The 22,608-nt window shown below is 66.0% G+C and carries 22 protein-coding genes; all 22 read right to left on the bottom strand.

The features are described 5' to 3' along the window. Positions 1-11: 11 nt before the first annotated feature. Positions 12-455: a response regulator gene (locus tag DESUT3_RS04190; RefSeq protein WP_221251205.1), complete on the bottom strand. Its 444-nt coding sequence runs from the start codon at positions 453-455 to the stop codon at positions 12-14. After that, the gene (locus DESUT3_RS04185) at positions 452-1,069 is read right to left on the bottom strand and encodes an acyl-homoserine-lactone synthase (protein WP_221251204.1); all 618 of its coding nucleotides are present in this window, start codon (positions 1,067-1,069) and stop codon (positions 452-454) included. Before DESUT3_RS04185 ends, DESUT3_RS04190 begins: the two co-directional genes overlap by 4 nt. Before the next feature lie 147 nt (positions 1,070-1,216). After that, a complete protein-coding gene (locus DESUT3_RS04180; protein ID WP_221251203.1) occupies positions 1,217-1,963 on the bottom strand; it encodes a helix-turn-helix transcriptional regulator in 747 nt (248 codons plus the stop codon). 114 nt (positions 1,964-2,077) lie between these two features. Beyond that, the gene (locus DESUT3_RS04175; RefSeq protein ID WP_225911621.1) at positions 2,078-3,064 is read right to left on the bottom strand and encodes a tRNA dihydrouridine synthase; all 987 of its coding nucleotides are present in this window, start codon (positions 3,062-3,064) and stop codon (positions 2,078-2,080) included. Next, the gene (locus DESUT3_RS04170; RefSeq protein WP_221251202.1) at positions 3,054-4,097 is read right to left on the bottom strand and encodes a GGDEF domain-containing protein; all 1,044 of its coding nucleotides are present in this window, start codon (positions 4,095-4,097) and stop codon (positions 3,054-3,056) included. Before DESUT3_RS04170 ends, DESUT3_RS04175 begins: the two co-directional genes overlap by 11 nt. A 131-nt stretch (positions 4,098-4,228) precedes the next feature. Beyond that, positions 4,229-5,362 carry an HD-GYP domain-containing protein gene (locus DESUT3_RS04165; RefSeq protein ID WP_221251201.1) on the bottom strand — a complete coding sequence of 378 codons (1,134 nt, stop codon included), beginning with the start codon at positions 5,360-5,362 and terminating at the stop codon, positions 4,229-4,231. 23 nt (positions 5,363-5,385) lie between these two features. Then, positions 5,386-7,566, bottom strand: a complete 2,181-nt coding sequence (locus DESUT3_RS04160) for a HEAT repeat domain-containing protein (RefSeq protein WP_221251200.1) — start codon at positions 7,564-7,566, stop codon at positions 5,386-5,388. 26 nt (positions 7,567-7,592) lie between these two features. Continuing rightward, positions 7,593-8,690, bottom strand: a complete 1,098-nt coding sequence (gene cobD / locus DESUT3_RS04155; protein WP_221251199.1) for a threonine-phosphate decarboxylase CobD — start codon at positions 8,688-8,690, stop codon at positions 7,593-7,595. 101 nt (positions 8,691-8,791) lie between these two features. Beyond that, positions 8,792-9,730, bottom strand: a complete 939-nt coding sequence (cbiB, locus tag DESUT3_RS04150) for an adenosylcobinamide-phosphate synthase CbiB (protein WP_225911620.1) — start codon at positions 9,728-9,730, stop codon at positions 8,792-8,794. Further along, complete coding sequence (locus DESUT3_RS04145; RefSeq protein ID WP_221251198.1) at positions 9,718-12,078, bottom strand: cobyric acid synthase; 2,361 nt, start codon at positions 12,076-12,078, stop codon at positions 9,718-9,720. The genes cbiB and DESUT3_RS04145 overlap by 13 nt, the downstream gene beginning before the upstream one ends. 95 nt (positions 12,079-12,173) lie before the next feature. Then, positions 12,174-13,223 carry a cobalt-precorrin 5A hydrolase gene (locus DESUT3_RS04140; protein ID WP_221251197.1) on the bottom strand — a complete coding sequence of 350 codons (1,050 nt, stop codon included), beginning with the start codon at positions 13,221-13,223 and terminating at the stop codon, positions 12,174-12,176. A 196-nt stretch (positions 13,224-13,419) separates the two neighbouring features. Beyond that, on the bottom strand, positions 13,420-14,202 hold the full coding sequence (cobM, locus tag DESUT3_RS04135) for a precorrin-4 C(11)-methyltransferase (protein ID WP_221251196.1): 783 nt from the start codon (positions 14,200-14,202) through the stop codon (positions 13,420-13,422). A 10-nt stretch (positions 14,203-14,212) separates the two neighbouring features. Next, complete coding sequence (cobI, locus tag DESUT3_RS04130) at positions 14,213-14,917, bottom strand: precorrin-2 C(20)-methyltransferase (protein ID WP_221251195.1); 705 nt, start codon at positions 14,915-14,917, stop codon at positions 14,213-14,215. A gap of 21 nt (positions 14,918-14,938) precedes the next feature. Further along, on the bottom strand, positions 14,939-16,150 hold the full coding sequence (cbiE, locus tag DESUT3_RS04125; RefSeq protein WP_221251194.1) for a precorrin-6y C5,15-methyltransferase (decarboxylating) subunit CbiE: 1,212 nt from the start codon (positions 16,148-16,150) through the stop codon (positions 14,939-14,941). After that, on the bottom strand, positions 16,147-17,289 hold the full coding sequence (cbiD, locus tag DESUT3_RS04120; RefSeq protein WP_221251193.1) for a cobalt-precorrin-5B (C(1))-methyltransferase CbiD: 1,143 nt from the start codon (positions 17,287-17,289) through the stop codon (positions 16,147-16,149). The genes cbiE and cbiD overlap by 4 nt, the downstream gene beginning before the upstream one ends. 1 nt (position 17,290) lies before the next feature. Then, positions 17,291-18,139, bottom strand: coding sequence for an energy-coupling factor ABC transporter ATP-binding protein (locus DESUT3_RS04115; protein ID WP_221251192.1), 849 nt, complete (start codon positions 18,137-18,139; stop codon positions 17,291-17,293). 90 nt (positions 18,140-18,229) lie between these two features. After that, entirely contained in the window at positions 18,230-19,000 is a 771-nt protein-coding gene (gene cbiQ, locus DESUT3_RS04110; RefSeq protein WP_221251191.1) for a cobalt ECF transporter T component CbiQ, read from the bottom strand. Then, entirely contained in the window at positions 19,000-19,284 is a 285-nt protein-coding gene (locus tag DESUT3_RS20880) for a cobalt transporter (RefSeq protein ID WP_225911619.1), read from the bottom strand. The genes cbiQ and DESUT3_RS20880 overlap by 1 nt, the downstream gene beginning before the upstream one ends. After that, complete coding sequence (locus tag DESUT3_RS04105; protein WP_225911618.1) at positions 19,281-20,033, bottom strand: energy-coupling factor ABC transporter permease; 753 nt, start codon at positions 20,031-20,033, stop codon at positions 19,281-19,283. Before DESUT3_RS04105 ends, DESUT3_RS20880 begins: the two co-directional genes overlap by 4 nt. Further along, complete coding sequence (locus tag DESUT3_RS04100; RefSeq protein ID WP_221251190.1) at positions 20,033-20,665, bottom strand: precorrin-8X methylmutase; 633 nt, start codon at positions 20,663-20,665, stop codon at positions 20,033-20,035. The genes DESUT3_RS04105 and DESUT3_RS04100 overlap by 1 nt, the downstream gene beginning before the upstream one ends. Before the next feature lie 13 nt (positions 20,666-20,678). Continuing rightward, positions 20,679-21,086, bottom strand: a complete 408-nt coding sequence (locus DESUT3_RS04095) for a sirohydrochlorin chelatase (RefSeq protein WP_221251189.1) — start codon at positions 21,084-21,086, stop codon at positions 20,679-20,681. A gap of 135 nt (positions 21,087-21,221) precedes the next feature. Next, the gene (gene thiC, locus DESUT3_RS04090) at positions 21,222-22,529 is read right to left on the bottom strand and encodes a phosphomethylpyrimidine synthase ThiC (RefSeq protein ID WP_221251188.1); all 1,308 of its coding nucleotides are present in this window, start codon (positions 22,527-22,529) and stop codon (positions 21,222-21,224) included. Between the last annotated feature and the right edge of the window lie 79 nt (positions 22,530-22,608).

Here is a 22,608-nt window from a genome sequence, read left to right as displayed (position 1 = left end):
CCTTTTCCGGTTCAGGGCGCGATGGCGCGTTTCGGGGTGCAGGGGGCCTGGTATTCGAAAATAACCTCCCCAAGGTCCCGGGCGCAGTTGCCCGCCGCCGCGCTCGGCAGGGCCAGGACGCAATTGAGCATCCGCGGCCCCTGGGAGCTTTTTTCGAACGCGCCCAGCAAGCGGTTCCAGCCCCGGGCCCGTGGCGGCTCCTGCTCTGCCATGGACAGATAGGCGATGGTCACCCTGGGGTTGGCCGCCCGCAGCTCCCCGGCCATGGCCAGGCAATCCGCGGTACCCTCTCTGCCGCTCAGGATGGCGAAATCATAGCGGTTGCCCGTCTCCAGAAGCAGCCGCACCGAGGTCAGGCCGTTGGCGCTGTGCAGCACCGCCTGCCGGTCCCTGCCGCAAAGCAGGCGAAAAAGCGCCCTGGCCCGCGGATGGCTGCCGACGAAAAGAACCCTCATGCCGCCTCCCGGGCCGGGGCGTTGGCTCCGCAGACCGCCTGGCGGGTGTGGTCGTCGATGTCGATCCAGCAGGCCACCGAGAGCACCTTGCCGACGCGCACCGCCTGTCCATCGCCGAAACGGCGCAGCGGCAGCCCCACCCGTTTGAGCAGGCGCTCAACCGCCACGCTGGTAACGAATACGTAATGACGGATGCCGTTGCGGTCGGCGAAATCGACTCCGGCCCGCAGCAGGTCGAAAGTGAGCGAACAGAGATTGGCCTGCTGGCGCGAAGCGCTCCCTGAGGGGAGTACGGCAAAGCGGCTGATCTCCCAGATCGACTCGTCCTTGGGGATCTCGGCCCCCCGCGCCAGCTGGGGAAAGATTTTCTCGAGCATGTAGTCGCCGGTGGTCGGCAGCAGCCGCCAACATCCCTCGACGGCTCCCTTTTGCCCCCCGGTCAACATGTAGACCGGGTCCAGGTCGTCGAAACCGTCCCGCTCCTGGCCGTTGCGGCTGCGCACCTCCCAGCCCAGCTGTTCGAAGAACACCCGGTGGCGCAGATGAAACATGCCCCTGAGGCTTTGGCTATTGATGTGCGGGTCGAGGGCCCGTCCGGTAAGGACTCTGCTCATTGGACAACCTCCCAGTTAGAGTTCATGGGGAAGTCAACCATGCAGAGGGGCTATCCGACAGCTGTAAGATCTTACAGGTTTCCTAGAACCGGTTGAAATCGTGCGTTTTTTTGAGAGAAAAGGCGATTTGGGGGAGATTGCTGCGGGTCAGGCGGGGTGAGTGGCGATCAGGCCGAGGGAGATGGCCCGGGCCACGGCGTGCTGCTTGCCGCTGACCTCAAGCTTGGCGGCGGCGTTCTGCAGATGGAAGATGACGGTACGTTCGGCGACACCGAGGATCTGTGAAGTCTCCCAGGAGGTCTTGCCCTCGGCCGCCCAGAGCAGACACTCCTTCTCCCGGGAGGTGAGCCGGGGCCGGGCCGGGGAAATCTCCCTGATTTCGATGATGCGGCGGGCGGCTTCGTGGACAAAGGGGGCCAGCGCCTGCACGAAGGGAAGAGCCTCGCGGATCCACCCCTCGCTGCGCTCCGGCGGCGCCGAAGTGGTCAGGGCGAGCAGGGCGTTTTCACCCTGGCTGCCGTGCACCGGGATGCTCAGGCCGTTGCACAGCCCGAACTCTCCGGCCTCCCTCATCATTTTCCGGGCCGACGAACCTGCGGTTCCGGCCACCTCCGGCGCCCCCCAATAAAGCGGCACATGCCGCGTGGCGCAGTGGCTGACGGTGGGATCGACCCCCATGTAACCCTGGTCCTTGTAATGCTGCCACCAGGAGTTGGGGTAGCCGCTGATGATGAACATCTGCGGCTTGACCAGCGAGACCGGGATCCGCGCTCCGTAGAGGAAATGCTCGAATCCGTAGTCGGCGCAGATATCCGCACAGCCGGCATGAAGCTCTTCCACCGACCGGGCACGGTCAAGCTGCTCGATACGCTCAAAATAGCCCTGGTGAGTCATGAACCTCTTTCCTGCCCGAGGGCGAAGACGTTGAAGGAAACCCCAGGAAATAATAACCGCGTTCTATGAAATTGCACAAGAGGTCCGGCAATTTTTGCCGTCCCCGCAACGGCCCTAGCCCCCAAGCGCCTGCACCCGGTCGGAAAATTCAGCCAGGCTCTTTGCCCGCCGCAATCCGGTCACCGCCTCACGCAGCCGCGGGTCGGCATGGAAGGCCAGCGCCTCCTTGAGCTTGCGCAGTACCTGGGTATCGCCGCAGAACAGTTCGGCGTAGCGCTCGAGCAGCTGGCCGAGGTACCGCGCCAGTTCGGCCCGCCTTTCGGCCGCGGATGGCTCGGCAGCGGCTTGCCCCCGGATCCGCTGGAACAGCAGAGGATCGGCTATCGCCGCCCGGCCCAGCATCAATCCGGCAGCGCCGGTCGTCTCGGCGACCCGCCGGGCGGACTCCGCGCTGTCGATGTCGCCATTGGCAATGACCGGCAGCCTGGTGGCGGCGACCACCCTGGCGGTGATGCCATGCTCGGCCCGGCCGCTGTATTTCTGCAGCACGGTGCGAGGATGCAGCACGAGAAAGTCGACCCCGGCCGCCTCGATGACCGGCAGCAGTTCGAAGATCTGCTGTGGATTTTCATAGCCGGCACGAATCTTCACCGAAAAGCTCCCGGAGATGGCCAGGCGCAGCTGCCGGAGGATCTCGGGAATATTTTCGGGGGTTTTCAGCATGCCGCCGCCGGCCGAACCGGGGGTCATCCGGCCGAAGGGGCAGCCCATGTTCAGGTTCAGATGTTCGGCCCCGGCCTGCTGCGCCGCCAGGGCGGCAGGGACCAGGGTCTCCGCGTTTCTGCCGATGAGCTGAACCACCAGGGGCACCCCCCCGGCGCGGTCCGCCGCCTCCTTGCGATCGGTTGCCTTGAGGCCCCGGGCGGTGCCGGCATTGACCCGGATGAATTCGGTGAAGACCACGTCGGGCCGGACCCAGTCGACGAAGACCCCGCGCAGGGCCCGGTTGGTCAGCCCCTGCATGGGGGCCAGCATCAACGGTTGGCTGGCAGGGTTCCAGGGGAGCGCGGCGGCGGAATCGGCATGGGGCTTAACGGCCATGGGCTAGCTCCTCTGCAGGGCGTTTTTTCTGGTCCTTGAACCGGTAGAGCCGCTGGTCGGCCCGCTTGACCAGCTGCTCGGCGGCGGCCAAGTCCTCCTCCAGGGTCGAGGCGATGCCGAAGCTGATCGCGGTCGGCACCACTATCCCGTTCTCCCTGAAAGGGTTTTTCTGGAGGGCCGTCTGAACCCTGCCCATCAGCTGCACCGCGTCCCGGGGTGCGGTTTCGGGGAGGATCAGCACGAACTCATCCCCGGCAAAACGGATCACCAGGTCGCTGGAGCGGGTCAGGCGCTCCAGAAGCCGAGCGATGTGCTGCAGCAGCCGGTCGCCGCAGTCGTGACCGAAGCTGTCGTTGACCAGCTTGAAATCGTCCAGATCCAGGAACACCAGGGAGAGGGTGCCGTTGTAGCGCCTGGCCCGGGCGAACTCGCGGGCCAGCACCGAATCCATGACCCGGCGGTTGAGCAGGTTGGTGAGCGGGTCATGCTGGGCGGCGAATACCAGCTGCTCGTGGGCGGTGACATTGGAGAGGCAGAGCGAAACCTTGAGTCCCAGCCGCTCCAGGAAGACCGCGTTCAGCCCGGGCTGAAAGCGGGTCGCGGAGGGGTCGGCATGGTTGAGACTGCCCACCAGTTCACCGTCCAGTTGCAGGGGGACGATGGCTGCCGAGCGGATTTCGCCGCGGGTTGCCGCCGGGAACAGGCGAAGGTAAGGCTGCAGCCCCTCGTTGACCAGCAGGGGAACGAGACGGCCCCCCAGCAGCGATTCGAATTCGCTGCGCCGGACAAAACTCAAATTGCGCCGGGTGGCCGGCTCGCGCACCGCCTCGCGGACCAGCCCGGCCAGCTCCGACTCCTCGATCAGCGCAAAGCTGACCTGGGGGATTTCAAAGGTGCCGGCGATTTTTGACAGCAGGGTTTCGAAAAAACCGCGGAAATTGAGAATGGAGAGGATGCTCGCTTCCACCTCGTGGAATTTGCGAGCCAGCTCCTCGATCTCCCGAACCCGCTCGATGATGCTCTGCTGCCTCATTGGTCAATTCGCCCCGTTCTTCACCCCTGGCCGGAATCAGCATTTTCGCCCAACCTGGAACCGCGATCAAGCCCCCTCGCATTGGGCGGCCCGCGCCTGGATCTCCTGGTGAGAAAAACCACCGTTCAGCCTTACCCGCCCGCGGTTATGGACAGCCCCACCCGTCCCAGTACTTTGAGAAAATTGCGGGTAAGCGTCGGGTGCAGCTCGGTGCCGGCCATTTCCAGGAGGATGGCGGAAATTTTTTCATAGTCCATGGCGCCCCGGTAGGCCCGCTTGGTACGCAGGGCATCGAATACGTCGGAAATGGTGGTCATTTGGCTGCAGAGGTTCTGCTCCCAGCCAGCGGCAACTTTCGGGTAGCCGGTAAAGTCGTATTTGAGGTGGTGTTCGAAGGCGGTAACCACCGCCAGGCGCGGCACTCCGGGGGTGTCGAGCAGATGCTGCGCCCCCTTGAGCGGGTGCTGCTGCATCAGTTCCCATTCCGTCTCGTCGAGCTTCCCCGCCTTGTTGAGGATTTCTTCGGGGATGAACACCTTGCCGATGTCGTGGAGCATGGCGGCGATGCCGATATCATGCAGGCGCGCGCCGGAAATTCCCATGGCCATGGCCTGCGCGAGATTCAGCACGCAGACGTTGGTGGAATGGGTGAAGGTGTACTCGTCCAGGGCACGCAGGGGCGCCAGCGTCAACAGCGGATCGGCCTCGCGGCTGAAGGTCTGGATGAAGCTGGTGACGATCTCACTGATTCCCTTGACGTTGAGCTTGTTGTGGCGCCGCGCCTCGTCGTACAGCTCCTCGAAGCGGAACCGTTCCTCATCCGGAATCTCTCCCAGCTCCGGGATGGCGAGGATCTCCGCCCCTTCCCATTCTCCTTCACCGCTCTGGCCGAAACGGACCTGGACCTTGCCGAAGCGCAGGTACTCGGTGGAGATCAACTCCGTATCGGCATCCGCGGACTTGGCCAGCTGGGTGATCAGCCGCATCACCTCCTCGTCGCCGATACCCTGGCGGATTTTCAGGTGCCCGAGGCCACGGGCCTTCATGGCCTGGGTGAGCTTCACCACATGCATGCTGGTGGTCAGTGGCGTCCCGTCGAAAATCAGCTCTTCGTCTACCAGCATCAGGGAGATGTCGGGCCCGGCGTTGAGCGCATCGCGCAGGCTGGCCAGGGCAGCCTCGCGCAATCGGCTGACCTGGCGGTGCTGGGGCGAGTAGAGGGTGGCGGTGGCCATGGCGGTGACCAGGTGCCGGATAAAATCCATCAAATCGGCTCTCTGTCCGGTACTCACTTGCGCCTCCCCTGGGTTACCCGCTGGAGGGTCTTCGCGGCCTCCCGGGCGATATCCGGATCCTTTACTCCCGCCAGCTTCTCCAGCAGCCAGGTCACCGACTCGGCGGGATAGCGGGGCAGACTGCGCAGAATTTCCAGGCGAAGCCGCTGGTGGGTCTTCTTGTGCAGCAGGGGCCGGGAGTTGAAGATCCGGCCCAGCACGGGCAGGGCCTCAGGACTGCCGATTTCCGCCAAGGTGCGAAGCACCGCAAGCCGCAGCTCGAATTCCCGTTTTCCCAGCCCCCCGCTGGCGGCCATTTCGAGCAGTTTGGTGAACACCTCGGCGCTGGGGCTGCGCTCGGCCAGTTGCAGGGCGGTCAGCTGGCGCGGCAGTTCCGAACTGGCCAGGTCCTGGAGCAGGATCCGGTTGGCCTCGGCATCGTTGAAATGGAGCAGAGTCCGCATGACCTCCTGGCGGACCTGGGGGCGTTCATGGCTGCGCAGTTTGCGCACCGCTTCGACCACCGACGGGTCGTTGAGCTGGCGCAACGAAATGATCAGGTTGCGGACAAAATACCAGCGCGGGTCGTCCAGGCGCCGCAGCGCCGCGTCGCGGGTAAGATGGCCCAGCTCTTCGAGCCGGACCATGTAATAGCGGCGCAGCGACATGCTGCTTTCTTCAGCCAGGCGATTCATCAGCGGGTTGACGAAGGGCTCTCCGATTTCGCGGATCAGCCCGGCGATCTCCTCGTATTTGGCCTTGCCGTGCCGGGAGAGGGAGTCAAGCACCTGCTCCACGAACTCCTCCTCCGCAAACAGGGTCAGGATCTCCCGGCGCAGGGATTCCTCGCCGGCCTCGCCGACCAGGCGGTGGTGCATGGCGAGCAGGGCTGGGAAATCGCCCATCTCCAGAAAATAGCCGGCCAGTTCGAGCAGGCTGCGCTTGAGCACCTCGAGCTGCTCGGCATCGGGCCCGGAGCGCAGGACCTCCAGGATCACCGAGCTGATCTGGGTCTCCACGCAGTGGCTTTCCAGGGTCTGCTTGAGGGTCTCCAGCTGTTCCAGGTCGTCGGGCGGAAGGCTTTCGGCCTCCAGAATGGCGCCAAGCGCCTCCTGGTAATCCTGCGGAACGAAGCGCTCGGTCTCCTCCTCGCGGAAGATCACCTGAAGCTTTTCCTCCACCCCCCCCTCCCCGGCCCGGTCCGCGCCGCGGATCCGCCCCCCCTTGCCCTGCTGGCCATGGCGGGCCAGCTTCGCCAGCAGGTTGAGCACCCCGGAGGGGACCGAGTCACGCCGTTCGTTGACCGATTCGAGGGCTTCGATGATAACCCCGTCAGGCAGCCGGCCGAGAAATTCCTCGGCGACGGCGTCGGCCTCGGCCAGCGACTGGAAGGCGCTGTTGAGAAACTGCCGGCGCAGTTCCGGGTTCAGGCCGGCGACCAGGCCCCCGAGCCGCTCCAGGACCTCGCGCCGGGCCGCGCGCTCCATGCCGCCGGCGCCCACCTGGCTGATGAAGGAGGAGATGGCTTCCTGATACTGCTTTTCCCGGCCCGCTTCGGGCGTATCCTGCTGAGCGTTCATCGCATCGGCCAGGGCAGCGGCTGTGGGCGGTTCCGTGGCGGAGTCGCCGGTCCCGTCCAGAATCCCCTTGACGAACTGGTCCCAGAGCGAGCCGGGGTCACGCGGAGCTTTTGCGGCATCGGAGGCCCGAACCGAAGTCTCCTCGGTGGCCCGGAAGGCGTCGTAATCGACCTGCTCGACCATGATGCAGCGCACCCCGGAATCGATCAGCGCCTGCTCGATCCCGCCGCAGTCACGGACCTCCTCCCGACTGAACGACAGGATGCGGTTGAACCGGTACAACTCATCGGCCGTAAGCCCCCTGCGCACGGTGATGGAGGCGATGCCCACACCGAACAGGGCCTGGGCGAAATCCCTGAAAACAGGATTGCGGCGGTCGAAAAACGAGTTGCCGATCAACAGGGAGTCCTTGGCGATTCCCAGGGTGAAGGCGCTGCGGAATTCGAGCAGCTGACCAAGGAGGGAAAGCACTTTTTCTGCGGATTTGCCGATCAGGGGGTGGCCGTGGGGATAGGCGGAGATATGCCGGCGGGAGATGTTCCACTCGTAGATGAAGTTGGACAGGACCTGGGTGTCCAGATTCAGGGCGGCCCTGTCCACCAGTTTGGAACTCATTCAGACCTCCACGGAAGGGGATGAGTTCATCCCGAAGCGCTGGCTGCCGCCTGAAGGGGAAGGAGATTTTTCAGTCCCTCCAACAGACGGCGATTTTCCTCGCTGGTGCGCACCGCAACGCGCAGGTAGCGGCCATCGAGGGGGGGGAAATTTCCGCATTCGCGAATGAGCACCCCCTGGCTGCGAAGCCGCTCGGCAAGCGCTGCGGCGCTGGCGCCGGCCCCTTCCAGGCGCGCCAGAAGATAGTTGGCCTCTCCGCAGAACACCGTCAACCCCAGATCCTCGAGCCCCCGCCCGAGCTCCTCGCGCAGGCGCGGCAGCTCCAGCAGGGTCCGCTCGCGAAACCCCTGCTCGCCGAGACAGGCACGGCCGGCAGCCAGGGCGGGGGCGGACAGGGCCCAGGGCTCGCGGGCCTCGGACAGTCGGGCGATCCCCCTGGCGGGCCCGGCCAGGTAACCGACCCGCAGCCCGGGGATGGCGTAGAACTTGGTCAGCGATCTGAACACATAGAGATTGCCATGCAGGGGGACTTTTTCCAGGACCGAGCGGTGGGGGCAGAAATCGACGAAGGCCTCGTCCACCGCGACCACCGCCTGCTCGCGAACGGCCCGGGCGATCTGCTCGATCACTCCCGGATCGATGCCGACACCGGTGGGATTGCCCGGATTGGCGAGCATGACCAGGTCGGTGCTGGAGTCGAGCGCTCGCAACAGCCGCTCGGGGTCGAGTCGAAACTGCTCCTCGACTCTCAGCGGGAATACGTCGATCTGGGTTCCCGCCTGGACCAGGCTTCGCTCGTATTCGCTGAAGGCGGGGGTGACCAGCAGCGCACGGCGTGGGCGCAGCACCCGGGGAAAAAGATAGATCAGCTCGGTGGAGCCGCTGCCGGGCAACAGGTGGGCAACCGGCGGTCCATGATGGCTGGCCAGCGCCTCGGCCAGCGAGGCGGCGTCGATCTCGGGGTAATGCATGACCTCGTCGAGGGCCTCACGAGCAGCACCCAGTACGTTCGGGGGAGGCCCAAGGGGGTTGATGCTGGCGGAAAAATCAACGATCGCCCTGGCGGAGACCCCAAGCTCGCGAGCGGCCTGGGCAACGGCGCCGCCATGTTCGGATTGAATCATCTGGCTTTCCTGGAAAATAACATCAAGTAGTTTTCGGCTGCGGCACAAGCCTTAGGTAAGAGCAATAATCATGCCCGACGGCGGCACCTGAAAGGGGGTGATCAGGCCAGCAGCGACTGGAGCAGCACACCCAGCCCCAGGGCCAAGAGCGAAGCAAGGTACATCAGGCGAACCATCGCCCGGTAACCGGCCACGGTAATGGGGCGGTCAGCATCACCCAAGGTCGGTTTTTCCACCCTGGCGCCGAAATAGATTGCCGGGCCGCCGAGCTGTACCTCCAGGGCCCCGGCCGCCGCCGCCTCGGGATACCCGGCGTTGGGGCTGCTGTGTTTGCGGGCATCGCGCAGCATGATGCGCAGGGCCTCGGCCCCGTTCAGCCCCAGCGGCCAGGCGGCCAGCGCCATGAGCAGGCCGGTGAGCCGCGCGGGAACCAGGTTGAGCAGATCATCGAAGCGGGCCGAGGCCCAGCCCAGCTCCCGATAACGGTCGTCACGGTAGCCGACCATCGAGTCGAGGGTACTGGCCGCCTTGTACAGCAGGGCCAGCACCGGCCCGCCGATAAACAGGTAGAAAAGCGGCCCGATCACCCCGTCGGAGGTGTTTTCCGCCACGGTTTCTATGCAGGCGCGCAGGATCCCCTCCTCGTCGAGGTGGCTGGTTTCCCGCCCGACGATCAGCGCCAGGCTGCGCCGCGCTTCGTCCAGATCGCCCTGCTCCACCAGGGTGACCACCTCGCGGCTCTCCTTGTGCAGCGAGCGCAGGGCGAGAGTGGTATAGGCCAGCCAGAGCGCCGCCAGCCAGCCGAGCCAGGGGTGGACCGCCTGGGCCAATTTCAGCACTGCGATGGCGACCAGCCCGGTGACCAGAAGGGTCAGGGCGGTTAGCAGGATGCCCGCCAGGCGGCGATTTTTCAGCAGCCCCACCAGGGGGACCTCAAGGCCTTCGATGAGCCCGCCGATCAGGACCACGGGGTGGGTGAGACGCCGCGGGTCGCCGAGCACCAGGTCAAGGGCGAAGGCGCAGGGGATCAGCCATTCCACGAGCAGTCCTCCCGCGTCCGGCGATCCAGAAGACTCAAGATCCGCTCCAGGTCGAGGTGCGCCTCGAGATGATCGGCCAGCTCATCCAGGCGCGCATCCAGCGACGCCCCGGGTGTGGAATCGGGCGGCTCCAGCCCCTTGGCGCGGAACAGGGGGGCGAGCAGGGCCCGGCGAAACGGCGCGCTGTCGAAAAGTCCGTGCAGATAGGTTCCCCACACCTGCCCGTCCTGGTCGACGGCGCCGTCGGCCATGTCCACCTCCTTGCCCGAGCGGCGGGTCAGCCGCAGCAGGGGGCGGGCCAGGGAGCCGCAGCGGGTCTCGCCCATGTGGATCTCGTAGCCGGTGATCTCCTCCAGGGCCCCCAAACCTGCCGCGGAGGCGGCCGGCAGGGGGACGGCGCTGGCCTGGTGGGTCTGCTTGGCCGGTCGCAGCACGGTTTCCACGTCGAGCAGATCCAGCCCGCGGGCCTCGCCGTGGTCCGATTCGACCTGGCCGGGGTCGGCGATCCGCCCGCCGAGCATCTGGTAGCCGCCGCAGATGCCGGCGATGCGGCCGCCGGCGGCGTGGTAGGCGAGGATGGCCCGCTCGAAGCCGCGCCGGCGCAGCTCGGCGAGATCGGCCAGGGTGCTCTTGGTGCCGGGGAGGATCAGCAGGTCGAGCCCCGCCACCTGCTCAGGCTCGTCCAGGTAGACCAGTTCGACGCCCGGCTCCTGCTCGAGAGGGTCGAAATCGGTGTAATTCGAGATGCGCGGCAGGCGCACCACGCCGATGCGCAGGGCCGCGGGGACGGCGCCCTTCCCCTTGCGGGCCAGGGCCAGCGAATCCTCCTCGGGGAGCTTGAGATCGAGCCAGGGGACCACCCCCAGCACCGGCACCCCGGTGCGCTCTTCCACCGCCTCGATCCCGGGCCGCAGCAGGCTCGCGTCGCCCCGGAAACGGTTGATGATCACCCCGGCGACCCGCGCCCGCTCGGCAGGGGCGAGCACCTCGAGGGTACCGACGATGGCGGCGAACACGCCTCCGCGCTCGATGTCGGCCACCAGCAGCACCGGGGCGTCGGCCATTTCGGCAGCGCGCAGGTTGGTGATGTCGTGCTCGCGCAGGTTGATCTCGGCGATGCTCCCCGCCCCTTCCAGCACCACCACGTCATGGGCGCCGGAAAGCCGGGCGTAGGATTCGCGCACCCGGGCGAAGGCCTGGTCCTTGTAGGCATGGTACTGGCGCACCCCCATGTTGCCCACCGGGCGTCCCTGGATGATGACCTGGGAGCCGGTCTCGGAGTTGGGCTTGAGCAGCACCGGGTTCATGTCGGCGTGCGGGGCGATGCCGCAGGCGGCCGCCTGCAGGGCCTGGGCCCGGCCGATCTCGCCCCCCTCGGGGGTGACGGCGGAGTTGAGCGCCATGTTCTGCGCCTTAAAGGGCGCCACGGAAAGGCCGCGCCGCTTCAGGATGCGGCAGAGCCCCGCGGTGATGACGCTCTTGCCCACATCCGAGCCGGTGCCGCCGACGAACAGGGCCTTGCCCTGTTCAGATTTCAGGTTCCAGGTTTCAGGTTTCAGACATTGCTTCTGAGTCCTGATTCCTGACTCCTGATTCCTGACGCGATAACCCCGTGGAGTCAGCATACGCCCCGCCTCAATTCGCGTCTGGCTGTTGCCGATCATCACCAGGGAGAACATGTCGACCTCCTCCTCGCGGGAGGCGAGCTCCTCCAGGGTGGTGAGGATCACCGCCTCGTCGGCGCGGCAGGCGTTGCGCACGATGCCTACCGGGGTCTGCGGCTCGCGGTGGGCCAGCAGGATCTGGCGGGCCTCGCCGATCTGGGTGGTGCGGCCGCGGCTGCGCGGGTTGTAGAGGGCGACCACGAAATCGGCCCGTCCGGCGGCGTCGAGCCGGCGGCGGATCAACGGCCAGGGGGTGAGCAGGTCGGAGAGGGAGATCACCGCGAAATCGTGCATCAGCGGCGCCCCCAGGCGCGCGGCGGCGGCCTGGACCGCCGAAACCCCGGGGACGATCTCGACCTCGACCCCCTGCAGGGGCGAACCTTGGTGTTCGCCTACGAGTTCCAGCACCAGCCCGGCCATGCCGTAGATGCCGGCGTCGCCCGAGGAGACCAAAGCGACGCTCCGACCGTCGGCGGCGATCTCCAGGGCCTGGCGGCAGCGCTCGACCTCCTTCATCATCCCCGAGGAGACCACTTCCTTGCCCGCGAGCAAGGAATCGATCAGCCCCAGGTAGGTCTTGTAGCCGACCACCACCTCGGCGGCCTCGATGGCCTGCCGTGCGGCCGGGGTCATATGCTGCAGATCGCCTGGCCCGATGCCGACGACGTAGAGTTTGTTTTTCATTCTAGAACCAGAAGCCTAATGAGTGATAAGTGATGAGTAATAAGTGAGGACGCAGAGTCAGAAGCAGTTACTGATCACTCATTACTCATCACTCTTTACTGTTTTTGAGCCACCGCCACCGTAACGTTGCCGGACTTCTTTTTCTTGACCAGCAGCACTCCGCCGCCGGCGGAGAGGATGGCCGCCGGTTCGCAGACCCCCTTGGCCCCCACCGCGGCCAGGGCGTGCTCGGAGATCTCGCTGGCCAGTTCGACCCGGTTGAGATCCTCGGCGACATGGTATTCGACGCTCAGGCCGTGGCGGCGGGCGAACAGGTGCAGGCCCTGCTCGTCGGCCTTGTCGGTGATGGTGGCCAGGCAGGCGATGCTGGCGAAGCTGAGAAAGGCCTTTTCCAGTTCCGCGGTCACCACCGCCTCGATCTCCTCGAGGCTGGTGCCGCGGTTGCAGCCGATGCCCACCACCAGGTCGCGGGGGCGCAGCACCAGCAGGTTCGGCTGCTTATCCAGCCCCGGCAGGTGGCGGTGGGTGACGAACACCATTCCGTCGCTGCCCGATTGCATGGCCTCGGCGAAATTGCCGAACACCCGGACCCCCGGCACATCTTCGAAAAACCCGGCGACCAATCCGTCCCGGTCGACCAGGGCGATCTTTTTGCCTTCGAGCAGCAGGCTGTTGAGATGGCGAATATGCTCCACCGGCTCGATGCCGAGCCCAGCCTGGCGGGCCACGTCGTCCCAGGCGGGCAGACCGTTGACATCGGTGGCGGTGGTCACCACCGCCTGCCCACCGGTCAGTTCGGCAAGCTCGTGAGCCAGTTCGTTGGCGCCGCCCAGATGCCCGGAGAGCAGGCTGATGGCGAACCGCCCCGCCTCATCCATCACCACCACCGCAGGGTCGGCCTGCTTGCCCCGCAGATGCGGCGCCAGCACCCTTACCACGATCCCCGTGGCCATGATGCAGACCAGGCCCCGGTAGCGGTTGAACAGTTGAGGGAGCAGTTCGGCCACCGGTTCGGCGAAATAACGGCAGCCGTCCGATTCGCGATAGCGGGCGGGGAGGTAGACGTCGACCTCGTTGGATTCGGCGCCGAGCCGGCGGGCCAGCCGCGCCCCTCCCGGGGTTATGGCGATGATGGCAAGTTCCATGAACTCTGGTTCCGCCCAGGGGCAGGAAAATAAAAAGAAAACAAGTAATAATTGACGAATTAATCCCCTCCCCCTTCAAGGGGGAGGCCGGGAGGGGGATGGGGTGCCAGGCTGCCCGGGCGGGCCCATCCCCACCCCAACCCTCCCCTTGAAGGGGAGGGAGATCAAACCAATAAGCGGGCGAACGGCCTCGCGTTCAGGCTTTGATCCGGAAACCGTGAAAGAATTCCTTGTCGTAGAGCTTCGACTTCTCGGGCACCCCCTTCTCCCGGGCACCCAGCACCTCGCCCACCAGAATCAGGGCCTGGCGGCTGATGCCGGCCTCTTTGATCTTTTCGGCGATATCGCCCAGGGTCCCTTCGACGATCCGCTCGTCCTCCCAGCTGGCCTTGCTGACCACCGCCGCCGGGGTCCGGGTAGTGTAGACGCCGCCGGCGAGCAGTTCGGCGACCACCTTGTCCATCATCGACACCGACAGGTAGAGGGCCACGGTGGCGCCCAGCGAGGCGATGCGCTGCAGCCGCTCCTTCTCCGGAACCGGGGTGCGCCCCTCGACCCGGGTCAGCACCACCGTCTGCGAAACTTCCGGAAGGGTCAGCTCCTGCTTCAGGCTGGCCGCGGCGGCAAAGGCCGCGGTCACCCCGGGGATGACCCGGTAGCCGATGCCCAGGGCGTCGAGGGCCTCCATCTGCTCCTGGATCGCCCCGTAAACCGCCGGGTCGCCGGTGTGCAGGCGCACCACCCGGCGGCCGGCGGCCACCGCCTCGGTCATCAGCGCGATGACCTGTTCGAGGGTCAGCGGAGCGCTGTCGTGGGCCTCGGCGCCCGGCTTCAATTCGGCCAGTAGGGCTTTGTTGACCAGCGAACCGGCGTAAATCACCAGGTCGGCGGCCTGCAGGGCCTTCAGCCCCTTGACGGTGATCAGCTCCGGGTCGCCCGGGCCGGCCCCGACAAAGACCACCTGCTCCTCACTCCTCACTTCTCACTCCTCACTTTTTAACGATGACCATGGAAAGGTAGTTGAGATCTTCCTCGCCGACCTGGTCGAGGTCGTGGAACACCGCCTCGCCCGGCAGACCCACCCGCTTGACGTAGACCGCCTGCTCCTTGAGGCCGAGCTCGGCAAGCAGGGTGCGGATGCGCCCGAACACCCGGTGCACCTTCATCAGCACGATGGTGTCGAACTGCTCGAGGGTCTGCACCAGCTTCTGCTCCTCGTAGGTGGCCGGCAGCACCGCCAGGCGCTCGTCGGAAAGCCCCAGGGGAAGCCCGGCCAGGGCCGCGGCAGTGTTGATGGAGGAGACCCCGGAGACGATCTCCACCTCAATCGCGGGATGGAACTTCTGCAGCTGATGGTAGAGATAGAGAAAGGTGCTGTAGAGAAAGGGGTCGCCGATGGTGACGAAGGCGACGGTCTTGCCCTGCTGGACGAACCCGGCGACCTCGTGGGCCGAGCGCACCCAGTCCTCCTCGAGGCCCGACTGGTCGCGGCGCATGGGGAACACCTGGGTGACCAGCTGCTGGCGCTGGGGGTCGAGCAGCCCCTCGATGATCGAGCGGGCGATGGATGATTTGCCGGGGTCGCTGACCGGGGTGACGACCACATCCGCTTCGCGGATCAGCCGAGCCCCCTTCAGGGTCAGCAGTTCAGGATCGCCGGGACCAACCCCGACGGCAATGACACGAGCTTGCATATAATTCCTTGAATCGGGTTTCTATTCCTTGACCGCCACCACCACGTAGACCGGGTTGTAGGCCTCGAACATCTTGTAGTCAGTCAGCGGCCGGGTGCGGGCGATGTTGACGGTGGTCACCTCCACCTGGTAGCCGGCGTTCTCGAAGAACTCGTTGGCCGCCATCAGGGTGTCGAGGGTGACGGCGTTGAGGACGATGCGCCCCTCGGCTGGCAACCGGTTGTCGACGGCTTCGAGAATGTCGAAGAGGTTGCCCCCCGAGCCGCCGATGAACACGCGGTCGGGGTCGGGCAGCGTCTCGAGGCAGTCCGGCGCCTCTCCCTCCACCAGGGTGACGTGGCGGGCGTTGAACTTGTTGAGGTTCTCCTTGATGAAGCCGACGCACTGGGGGTTGCGCTCGACGGCGAAGACCCGGCCGTTGGGCAGCAGGTGATCGGCCTCGATGCTCACCGAGCCCGAACCGGCGCCGAGGTCCCAGAGGGTCATGTCGTGGCGCAACTTGAGCTTGGCCAGGGTGATGACCCGCACCTCCTCCTTGGTGATCAGCTTCTTGATGGTGGCAAATTCTTCGTCGGGAATCCCCAGGGTCGGAACGTACTCGTCCCCTTCGGTTTCGAACTCCTTGATCAGGATCAGCACGTTGAGCGGCGCCGCCTCGATCTCGAGCAGGCCGCGCAGGTCGGTGTTGGTGATCTTCTCCTCGACGGTGCCGAGGTTTTCGCAGAGCCAGGCGCCGTAGCCGTCACGGCCCCGCTCGATCATCTCCGCGGCGATGGCCGCGGGGGTGTTGACCTCGTCGGTGAGCACCGCCGCCTTGTCGTTGGCGACGATGCGATCGACGGCCCCCTTGATGCCGCGGCCGTGAGCCGAGACGAACACCGCGTCGTCCCAGGGGATCTTGACCTTGGCGAAGGCGTACTGCACCGAGCTGACGTTGGGGACGAACTCCAGGTCCTCTTCGGGCAGGTTGCGCAGCAGGTAGCGGCCGATGCCGAAGAACAGCGGATCGCCCGAGGCCAGCACCACCGCCAGCTTGTCCCGCTTCTTGAGCCGCTCGACCACCTGGCCCAGGTTGCTGCCGATCACCATTTTCTCGCCGGCGAATTCGGGGAACAGCTCGAGCTGGCGCTCGCCGGCCAGCAGAATCCCGGCCCGCTGGATCAGCTCCAGGGCCCGGCCGCTGAAGCCCTCCTGCCCTTCGACCCCGGCGCCGATGACGTAAATCTTGTTCATCCCTTACCCTCCCCGGCCGGTGCACCCGGCCAATCTCCAAAAAGCCCGGCGGGCCTGGCGTCGTACCCGACCAGCATTATCGAAAGCGCCGCCCCGGGAGCCCGTTCGCCGCAGCGCAGCAGCGCCTGGCGGGCCACCTCCTCGACCAGCCCCGGGTACTGCTCGAGCCGCTCGAAAACCTCCCGGGCAGTGTTGGCACACTCTATCGTTTTCGCCGCCGCCTCGTCAAGGCCGACGGCCCGCGCCCAGCCCGCCAGATACCTGAGATCGAGGCTGGACGAACTGACGTGGGTCTGGGGGTGGCCGCAGGCTATCTTGACCAGCTTGGCGAACTGGGCGCTGAGCACCAGTTGCGCAAAGCCGCGCCGGTGGCAGGCCTCGAGGGCGTAACCGACGTGGTCGCCCATCATCACGAAGGCCTCTTCGGGCAGCTGGAGCCGCTGCTGGGCGGCCAGCTCGCTGGTGCGCCCGGTGGAAAGCACGACCATACGGCACCCGGCGGCCAGGGCCACATCGAGGGCGACCTCCAGGGTATCGGTCCAGGCCTTGTGGGAGATCGGCCGCACCACCCCGGTGGTGCCGAGAATGGAAAGCCCGCCGACGATCCCCAGGCGCTCGTTGAGGGTGCGCCGCGAGCGCTCCAGGCCGTCGGGGATGGAGATGGTCACGTGAAGCGTAAGGCGTAAGGCGAAATCCGTGAAAACCTTCTCCACGGCTTCACGGATCATCCGGCGCGGCACGGGGTTGATCGCCCATTCGCCCACCGGCACAGCCAGCCCGGGCTTGGTGACCCGGCCGATGCCGGTGCCGCCCTGGATTACAATCTCCGGCGTTTCCTCCCCCTCTCCCCCCGGGGGAGAGGGTTGGGGTGAGGAGGAACCAAACCTCACCTCGGCATGCACTTCGACCCCGTGGGTCACATCCGGGTCGTCGCCGGCGTCCTTGACCACGAAGCAATGGGCCCGTTGTCCGTCGAAGCCCTGCCCCGCAAGGCGGAAGGTGGCGGCAAAGCCTGCGGGCAGCTCCAGCTCGACCTCGTCAACCGGGCGCTGGTCGCGCAGCATCAATGCCGCGCCGAGGGCCGCGGCAGCCGCGCAGGCGCCGGTGGTGTAGCCATGACGCAGAGAAGGGCGGGGCATCTCAGACCCTGGAAATGACATCCTGCACCGAAAGCAGACGCAGGATCTCGCGGCGGGCTTCGCCGACGGTCAGGGGGACGTGATGCAGCTTGACGTGATCGCGGGTCTTGAGCAGGTGCATCAGTTCGGCCACCAGCGGCAGGTTGAGCTGGGCCTTCTCCATCGCCTCGGGATCGCCGAAGACCTGCTCCGGAGAGCCGTGGCGCAGCACCTGGCCCTTGCTGAGGATGGCAATCTTGCTCATGAACAGGGGGACCAGGTCGACCACGTGGGTGGCCATGATCATGGTGATCCCCCGCTTCTTGTTGAGATCCTCGAGCAGGTGCATCAGCGAGTGCACCCCCCAGGGGTCGAGGCCGGCGGTCGGCTCGTCGAGGACGATGACCTGGGGCTCCATGGCCAGCACCCCGGCGACGCAGACCCGTTTCTTCTGCCCGTGGGACAGGGCGTGAATCCCCTTGCGGGCGTAGTCCTGCATCTCCACCATGTGCAGGGCCTGGTGAACCCGCTCCTTGACCTCCGTCGGGGCAAGCCCCATGTTGGCCGGGCCAAAGGCGACGTCCTCCTCGACGGTGGAGGCGAACAGCTGGTCGTTGGGGTCCTGGAAAACGATGCCGACCTTGCGGAAAACATCGCCCTCCTCCAGCCCCTCGACCGGCTGGCCGTCGAGCAGCACCCGCCCGAGGGTGGGGCGGAACAGCCCGTTGAGGTGCTTGATCAGGGTCGACTTGCCACAGCCGTTGGCGCCGAGGATGGCCAGGAACTCGCCGGCGGCGATCTCCAGGTTGACGCCGTTGAGCGCCGGAGTGCCGTCTTCGTAGGTGAAATGGAGGTTTTCGATCTTGAGCACGAAAGATCCTTGAAAAACATCGTAGGGGCGGACCTGTGTGTCCGCCCGGGGTGGGCGCACACGCAGGCGGGCGCACACGCAGGTGCGCCCCTACCGCATTGCAAACAACGTCCCCAACAACACCAGGCCCGCCAGAAACGCCCCCCAATCGCGCCCCTGTAGCCGGCCAGGGGCGATGCCGGTGGGGGCCCCCCGGTAGCCGCGGCAGCGCATGGCGGCAAAGCTGCGCTCGGCCCGGTCGCAGGTGCGCAGGATCAGCATCCCGCCAAGGATGCCGCTCGAACGCAGGCCGGCGCGAAAACCGACGAACCCCAGGCGCGCCTTTTGGGCGTTGCGGATGCGCCCGCCCTCCTCGAGCAGCAGGAAGATGTAGCGATACATGATCAGCGCCAGCTCCACCAACACCGGCGGGCAGCGAAAAAACTGCGCCGCACGCATCAGCTCCGGCAGCGGCGTGGTCAGCGAGAAAAACAACAGCACCCCCATGCCGCCGAGGATCCGCGCGGCCAGTTCCAGGCCGCGCAGCACCCCCCCGGCATGGATGGTCAACTCGGTGAACAGCAGGGGAATGGAAAATAGCGGAGCCCCCTCGCGAAACCAGAACAGCTGGGTCGCCAGGGCCACCGCCGCCAACAGGGCGGGAATCGCCATGCGCCGGAAAAAGGCGCCTGCCCGCACCCCCGCGGCCATCACCAGAACCAGCGCCAGTGCGGCCAGGAGCAAGGGGACCAGCAGGCCGCCCGCGGTCAGGTTGACGAGCAGGGCCGCCGCCAGCAGGACCAGCTTGATGCGCCCGTCCAGGACCACCAGCAGCCGTCGGCTATCGCCCTGGGCGTCGATGAAATGGTGCGCGCCCCCCATCACTCGGGCTTGCCGGGGTCTTGTTTGCCGGCGACAAAGACCTTGTGCCAGTAGTAGCCCATGATGAAACCGCCGATGCCGCCGGCCAGCGCGAACAGAAACAGCAGCAGATCCCCCTGGTCGGTGTTGATATAGGGGTCGCGGGCTTCCCGCCCAAGGTCCTTGGCGTACTTCTCCACAACCGTTTCGTCCACCCCGGGCCACCTGGGCTTCTCTTCCTCGGCCAGAGCCGGGCCCCAACCGAGCGAGCCAACAACCAGCAGAATCAAAAACAGGCGCTTCATGGCTTGGCCCCCCCAATCACCTTGAGCCGGGCCAGAATGTCCGGCCGATGCTTCTGCACGTAGACCAGGATGCCGCCGGTCACCGCCCCCTCGAGGATCGACAGGGGGATCTGGGTCGGCATGAAGGCCAGATAGATCTGCCCCAGCACCGACCAGAAGGACTGGGTGCCGTGCAGGGCCAGGGCCATCTCGAAGGAAGTCCCCAGGTAGGTGAAAAGATCCGCCGCCATCCCGGCGAGAAAACCGGACCAGAACAAGCCGAGCCCAAGTTTGCGCCCGGCCAGAAAGGCCGCGAAACCGGAAAAGGAGCCCAGCACCCCCATGGAGAAAGTGTTCCCCCCCAGGGTGGTCAGGCCGCCGTGGGCCAGAAACAGGGCCTGCAGCAACAGGGAAATGAAAGCCACCACCACGCTGGCGAAAGGCCCGAGAAAGATGGCGCTGATCCCGGTGCCGGCCGGATGGGCGGTGCTGCCGGCCACCGGCACGGGGATGGGAAAACAGCTGAAGACGAAGACCGCCGCGCCGAAAATGCCCAACAGGGGGATATAGGAGGGATCGGCTTTTTTGGACAGATTGACCTGGCGGACGCCCCAGGCCACGAAGGGCAGCGCCACCACGAACCAGAAAATCGCCCATCCCGCCGGCAGGATCCCCTCGGAAATGTGCATGGCCCGGGCGCTGGTCGGAGCCAGCAGAGAGCCTCCGACAAGCGCGCCAGTTCCCATCGCGGCAAAGGTACGGCTCTTCATCAGGCCTCCCGGGCCAGAATCATCAAGGCGTTGAGGATGGTCGCGGCAATCGCCGAGCCCCCCTTGCGCCCCTGGCAGCTGATGTGGGGAAGCCCCGAGGCCAGCAGGGCCTCCTTCGACTCGGCGGCGCCGACAAACCCCACCGGCACGCCCACCACCAGCGAGGGGCTCACCGAGCCCTCTTCGGCCAGTCGCAACAACTCGAACAGCGCGGTGGGGGCGTTGCCGATCAGGTAGATACCGCACCCCTCGGCCACCCCCTTGCGGGTGGCGACGATAGAGCGGGTGATCCCCTCGGCGCGGGCGGCCCGGGCGACCTCGGGGTCGGCGACGTGGCAGTCCAGTTGGCAACCGAAGCCGGCGAGCCCGGTCTTGTTGACCCCGGCCTTCACCATGTTGGTGTCACAGAGGATTTTCTCGCCTCGGCGCAGGGCGGCCACGCCCGCCTCGATGGCCCCCGCCGAAAAGCGGGTGATGCGGGCAAAGTCGAAATCGGCGGTGGTGTGGATGATGCGCCGCACCACCGGCCACTGCCGCCGGTCGTAGCCGTGGGGCCCGACTTCCGCATCGATGATTTCGAAGCTTTTCGCCTCGATTTCCTGGGGATTAAGGATAGCACCGGTACCGGTCATTGCAATCCCCCGCTCAGGACGCGGCCCGTTTCGCCTCGCACTCCCAGCCGACCTCGCCCAGCGAATCGGAGATCCGCTCGCAGACGATCTCGGCCAGCTTCCGGTGCACGCCCAGGGGCTTGCCCAGCACCATCTCCAGGCCCGGGTAGCGACGAGTCGCCTCCTCCATCTCGGCGGGCAGGTCTTCAAGCACGTGGGCCCCGGCGAACAGGAAATAGGGATAGAGCAGGATGCGCTTGGCGCCCTGCTCCACGCAGGCGTCGATGCCCCGCTGGATGTTGGGGCTATGCTGCTCGCGGAAGGAGACTTCGACGATCGGGCAGCCGGTCTGGGCCTTGACCATCTCGGCGATGGCGTGCAGGGCGTCGTTGGCTTCGGGGATGCGCGAGCCGTGCCCCATGAGAAGGATGGCGGTGTTCATTGATTACTCCTTTGTTAAAGTCCGTGGACAGTTGTCCGTGGTCCGTGGGCAGATAAAACCCATCTCGGTCCACGGTCCACGGTCCACGGTCCACGGTCCACGGTCCACGGTCCACGGTCCACGGTCCACGGTCCACTAGATCTTATCGCCTTTGAGATCCCCGGCGAAGAGCTTGCCGGCGCCGCGCGAGGCGCAGAAATCGCCGCACATGGTGCAGGTCTGCTCGTCTTCGGGGGTGCGGCTGGCGCGGATGGCCCGGGCGTCCTCGGGGAACAGGGCCAGCTCGAACTGCCGGTTCCAATCGAGGTCGCGGCGCGCCTTGCTCATCTGCTTGTCCCGCTCGCGGCCGCGCTCGGGGTACTTGTTCATGTCGCCGATGTAGGCGGCGACCTTGGCGGCCTTGACCCCCTCGACCACGTCCTGCTCGTTGGGCAGGGCCAGGTGCTCGGCGGGGGTGATGTAACAGATCAGGTCGGCCCCGTAACGGCTCGACTGGGCGGCGCCGATGGCGGCGGTGATGTGGTCGTAGCCGGGGGCGACGTCGGTGGAGATCGGCCCGAGCATGTAGTAGGGGGCGCCGCCGCTCATGCGCTTCTGCAGCTGGATGTTGCCCTCGACCTCGTCGAGGGGCACGTGACCCGGGCCCTCGACCAGCATCTGGCAGCCCATCTCGCGCCCCAGCTCGGCCAGCTCGCAGTTGATGAGCAGCTCCTGGATCTGCGCCCGGTCCGAGCTGTCGTGGATCGCCCCGGCGCGCAGGCCGTTGCCCAGGGAGAGGACCGTGTCGTACCTTTTCAGGATTTCCACCACCCGGTCGAACTTTTCGTAGAGCGGGTTTTCGCGGCCGTTGGCGAGCATCCACGAGACCATGCTCACTCCCCCCTTGCTGACCAGCCCGCCGTAGCGGTAGCCCTGGCGCTTGAGCCGCTCGATGGTGTAGAGGTTGATGCCGCAGTGCACCGCCATGAAGGCCATGCCGTCGGCGCACTGCTGTTCGATCAGGTCGAAGAGCAGCTCTTCGTCGAGCTTGTTGGGGTCGCCGTACTTGCGCGCCGCCTCGCAGAACGCCTGATAGAGGGGCACGTTGCCCACCGGCAGCTCGACGGCGGCGATCACCTCGCGGCGCACCCGGTCGAGATCCCCGCCCACGGAAAGCTCCATCAGGGTGTCGGCGCCGGCCGCCTCGGCGGCCCTGGCTTTGCGCACCTCGGCGTCGTAGTCGACGATGTCCGAGGAGGTGCCGATGGAGGCGTTGACCTTGGTGCGCAGCCCCTTGCCGATGCCGACGGCCTTGGGCTGGCGGTTGTGGTTCCAGGGGATGACGACCTTCCCCTCGGCGACCATTTGGCGGACGTATTCCGCGCTGAGGTTCTCGTTTTCGGCAACCACCGCCATCTGCGGGGTGACGACCCCCTGGCGGGCGTATTCGATCTGGGTTAACACTTGTAGATCCTCCTGGAAATCTTAACTTCAAAAACCATGAATGGGACGCGGATCAAATCTGATCAAATCTGATTTTTCA

Origin of the sequence: Desulfuromonas versatilis (assembly GCF_019704135.1) — a bacterium.
Taxonomy (GTDB): Bacteria; Desulfobacterota; Desulfuromonadia; order Desulfuromonadales; family NIT-T3; genus Desulfuromonas_A; species Desulfuromonas_A versatilis.
The sequence above is the reverse complement of the archived record's forward strand: the minus strand, read 5'-3'. Positions and strand labels throughout refer to the sequence as shown.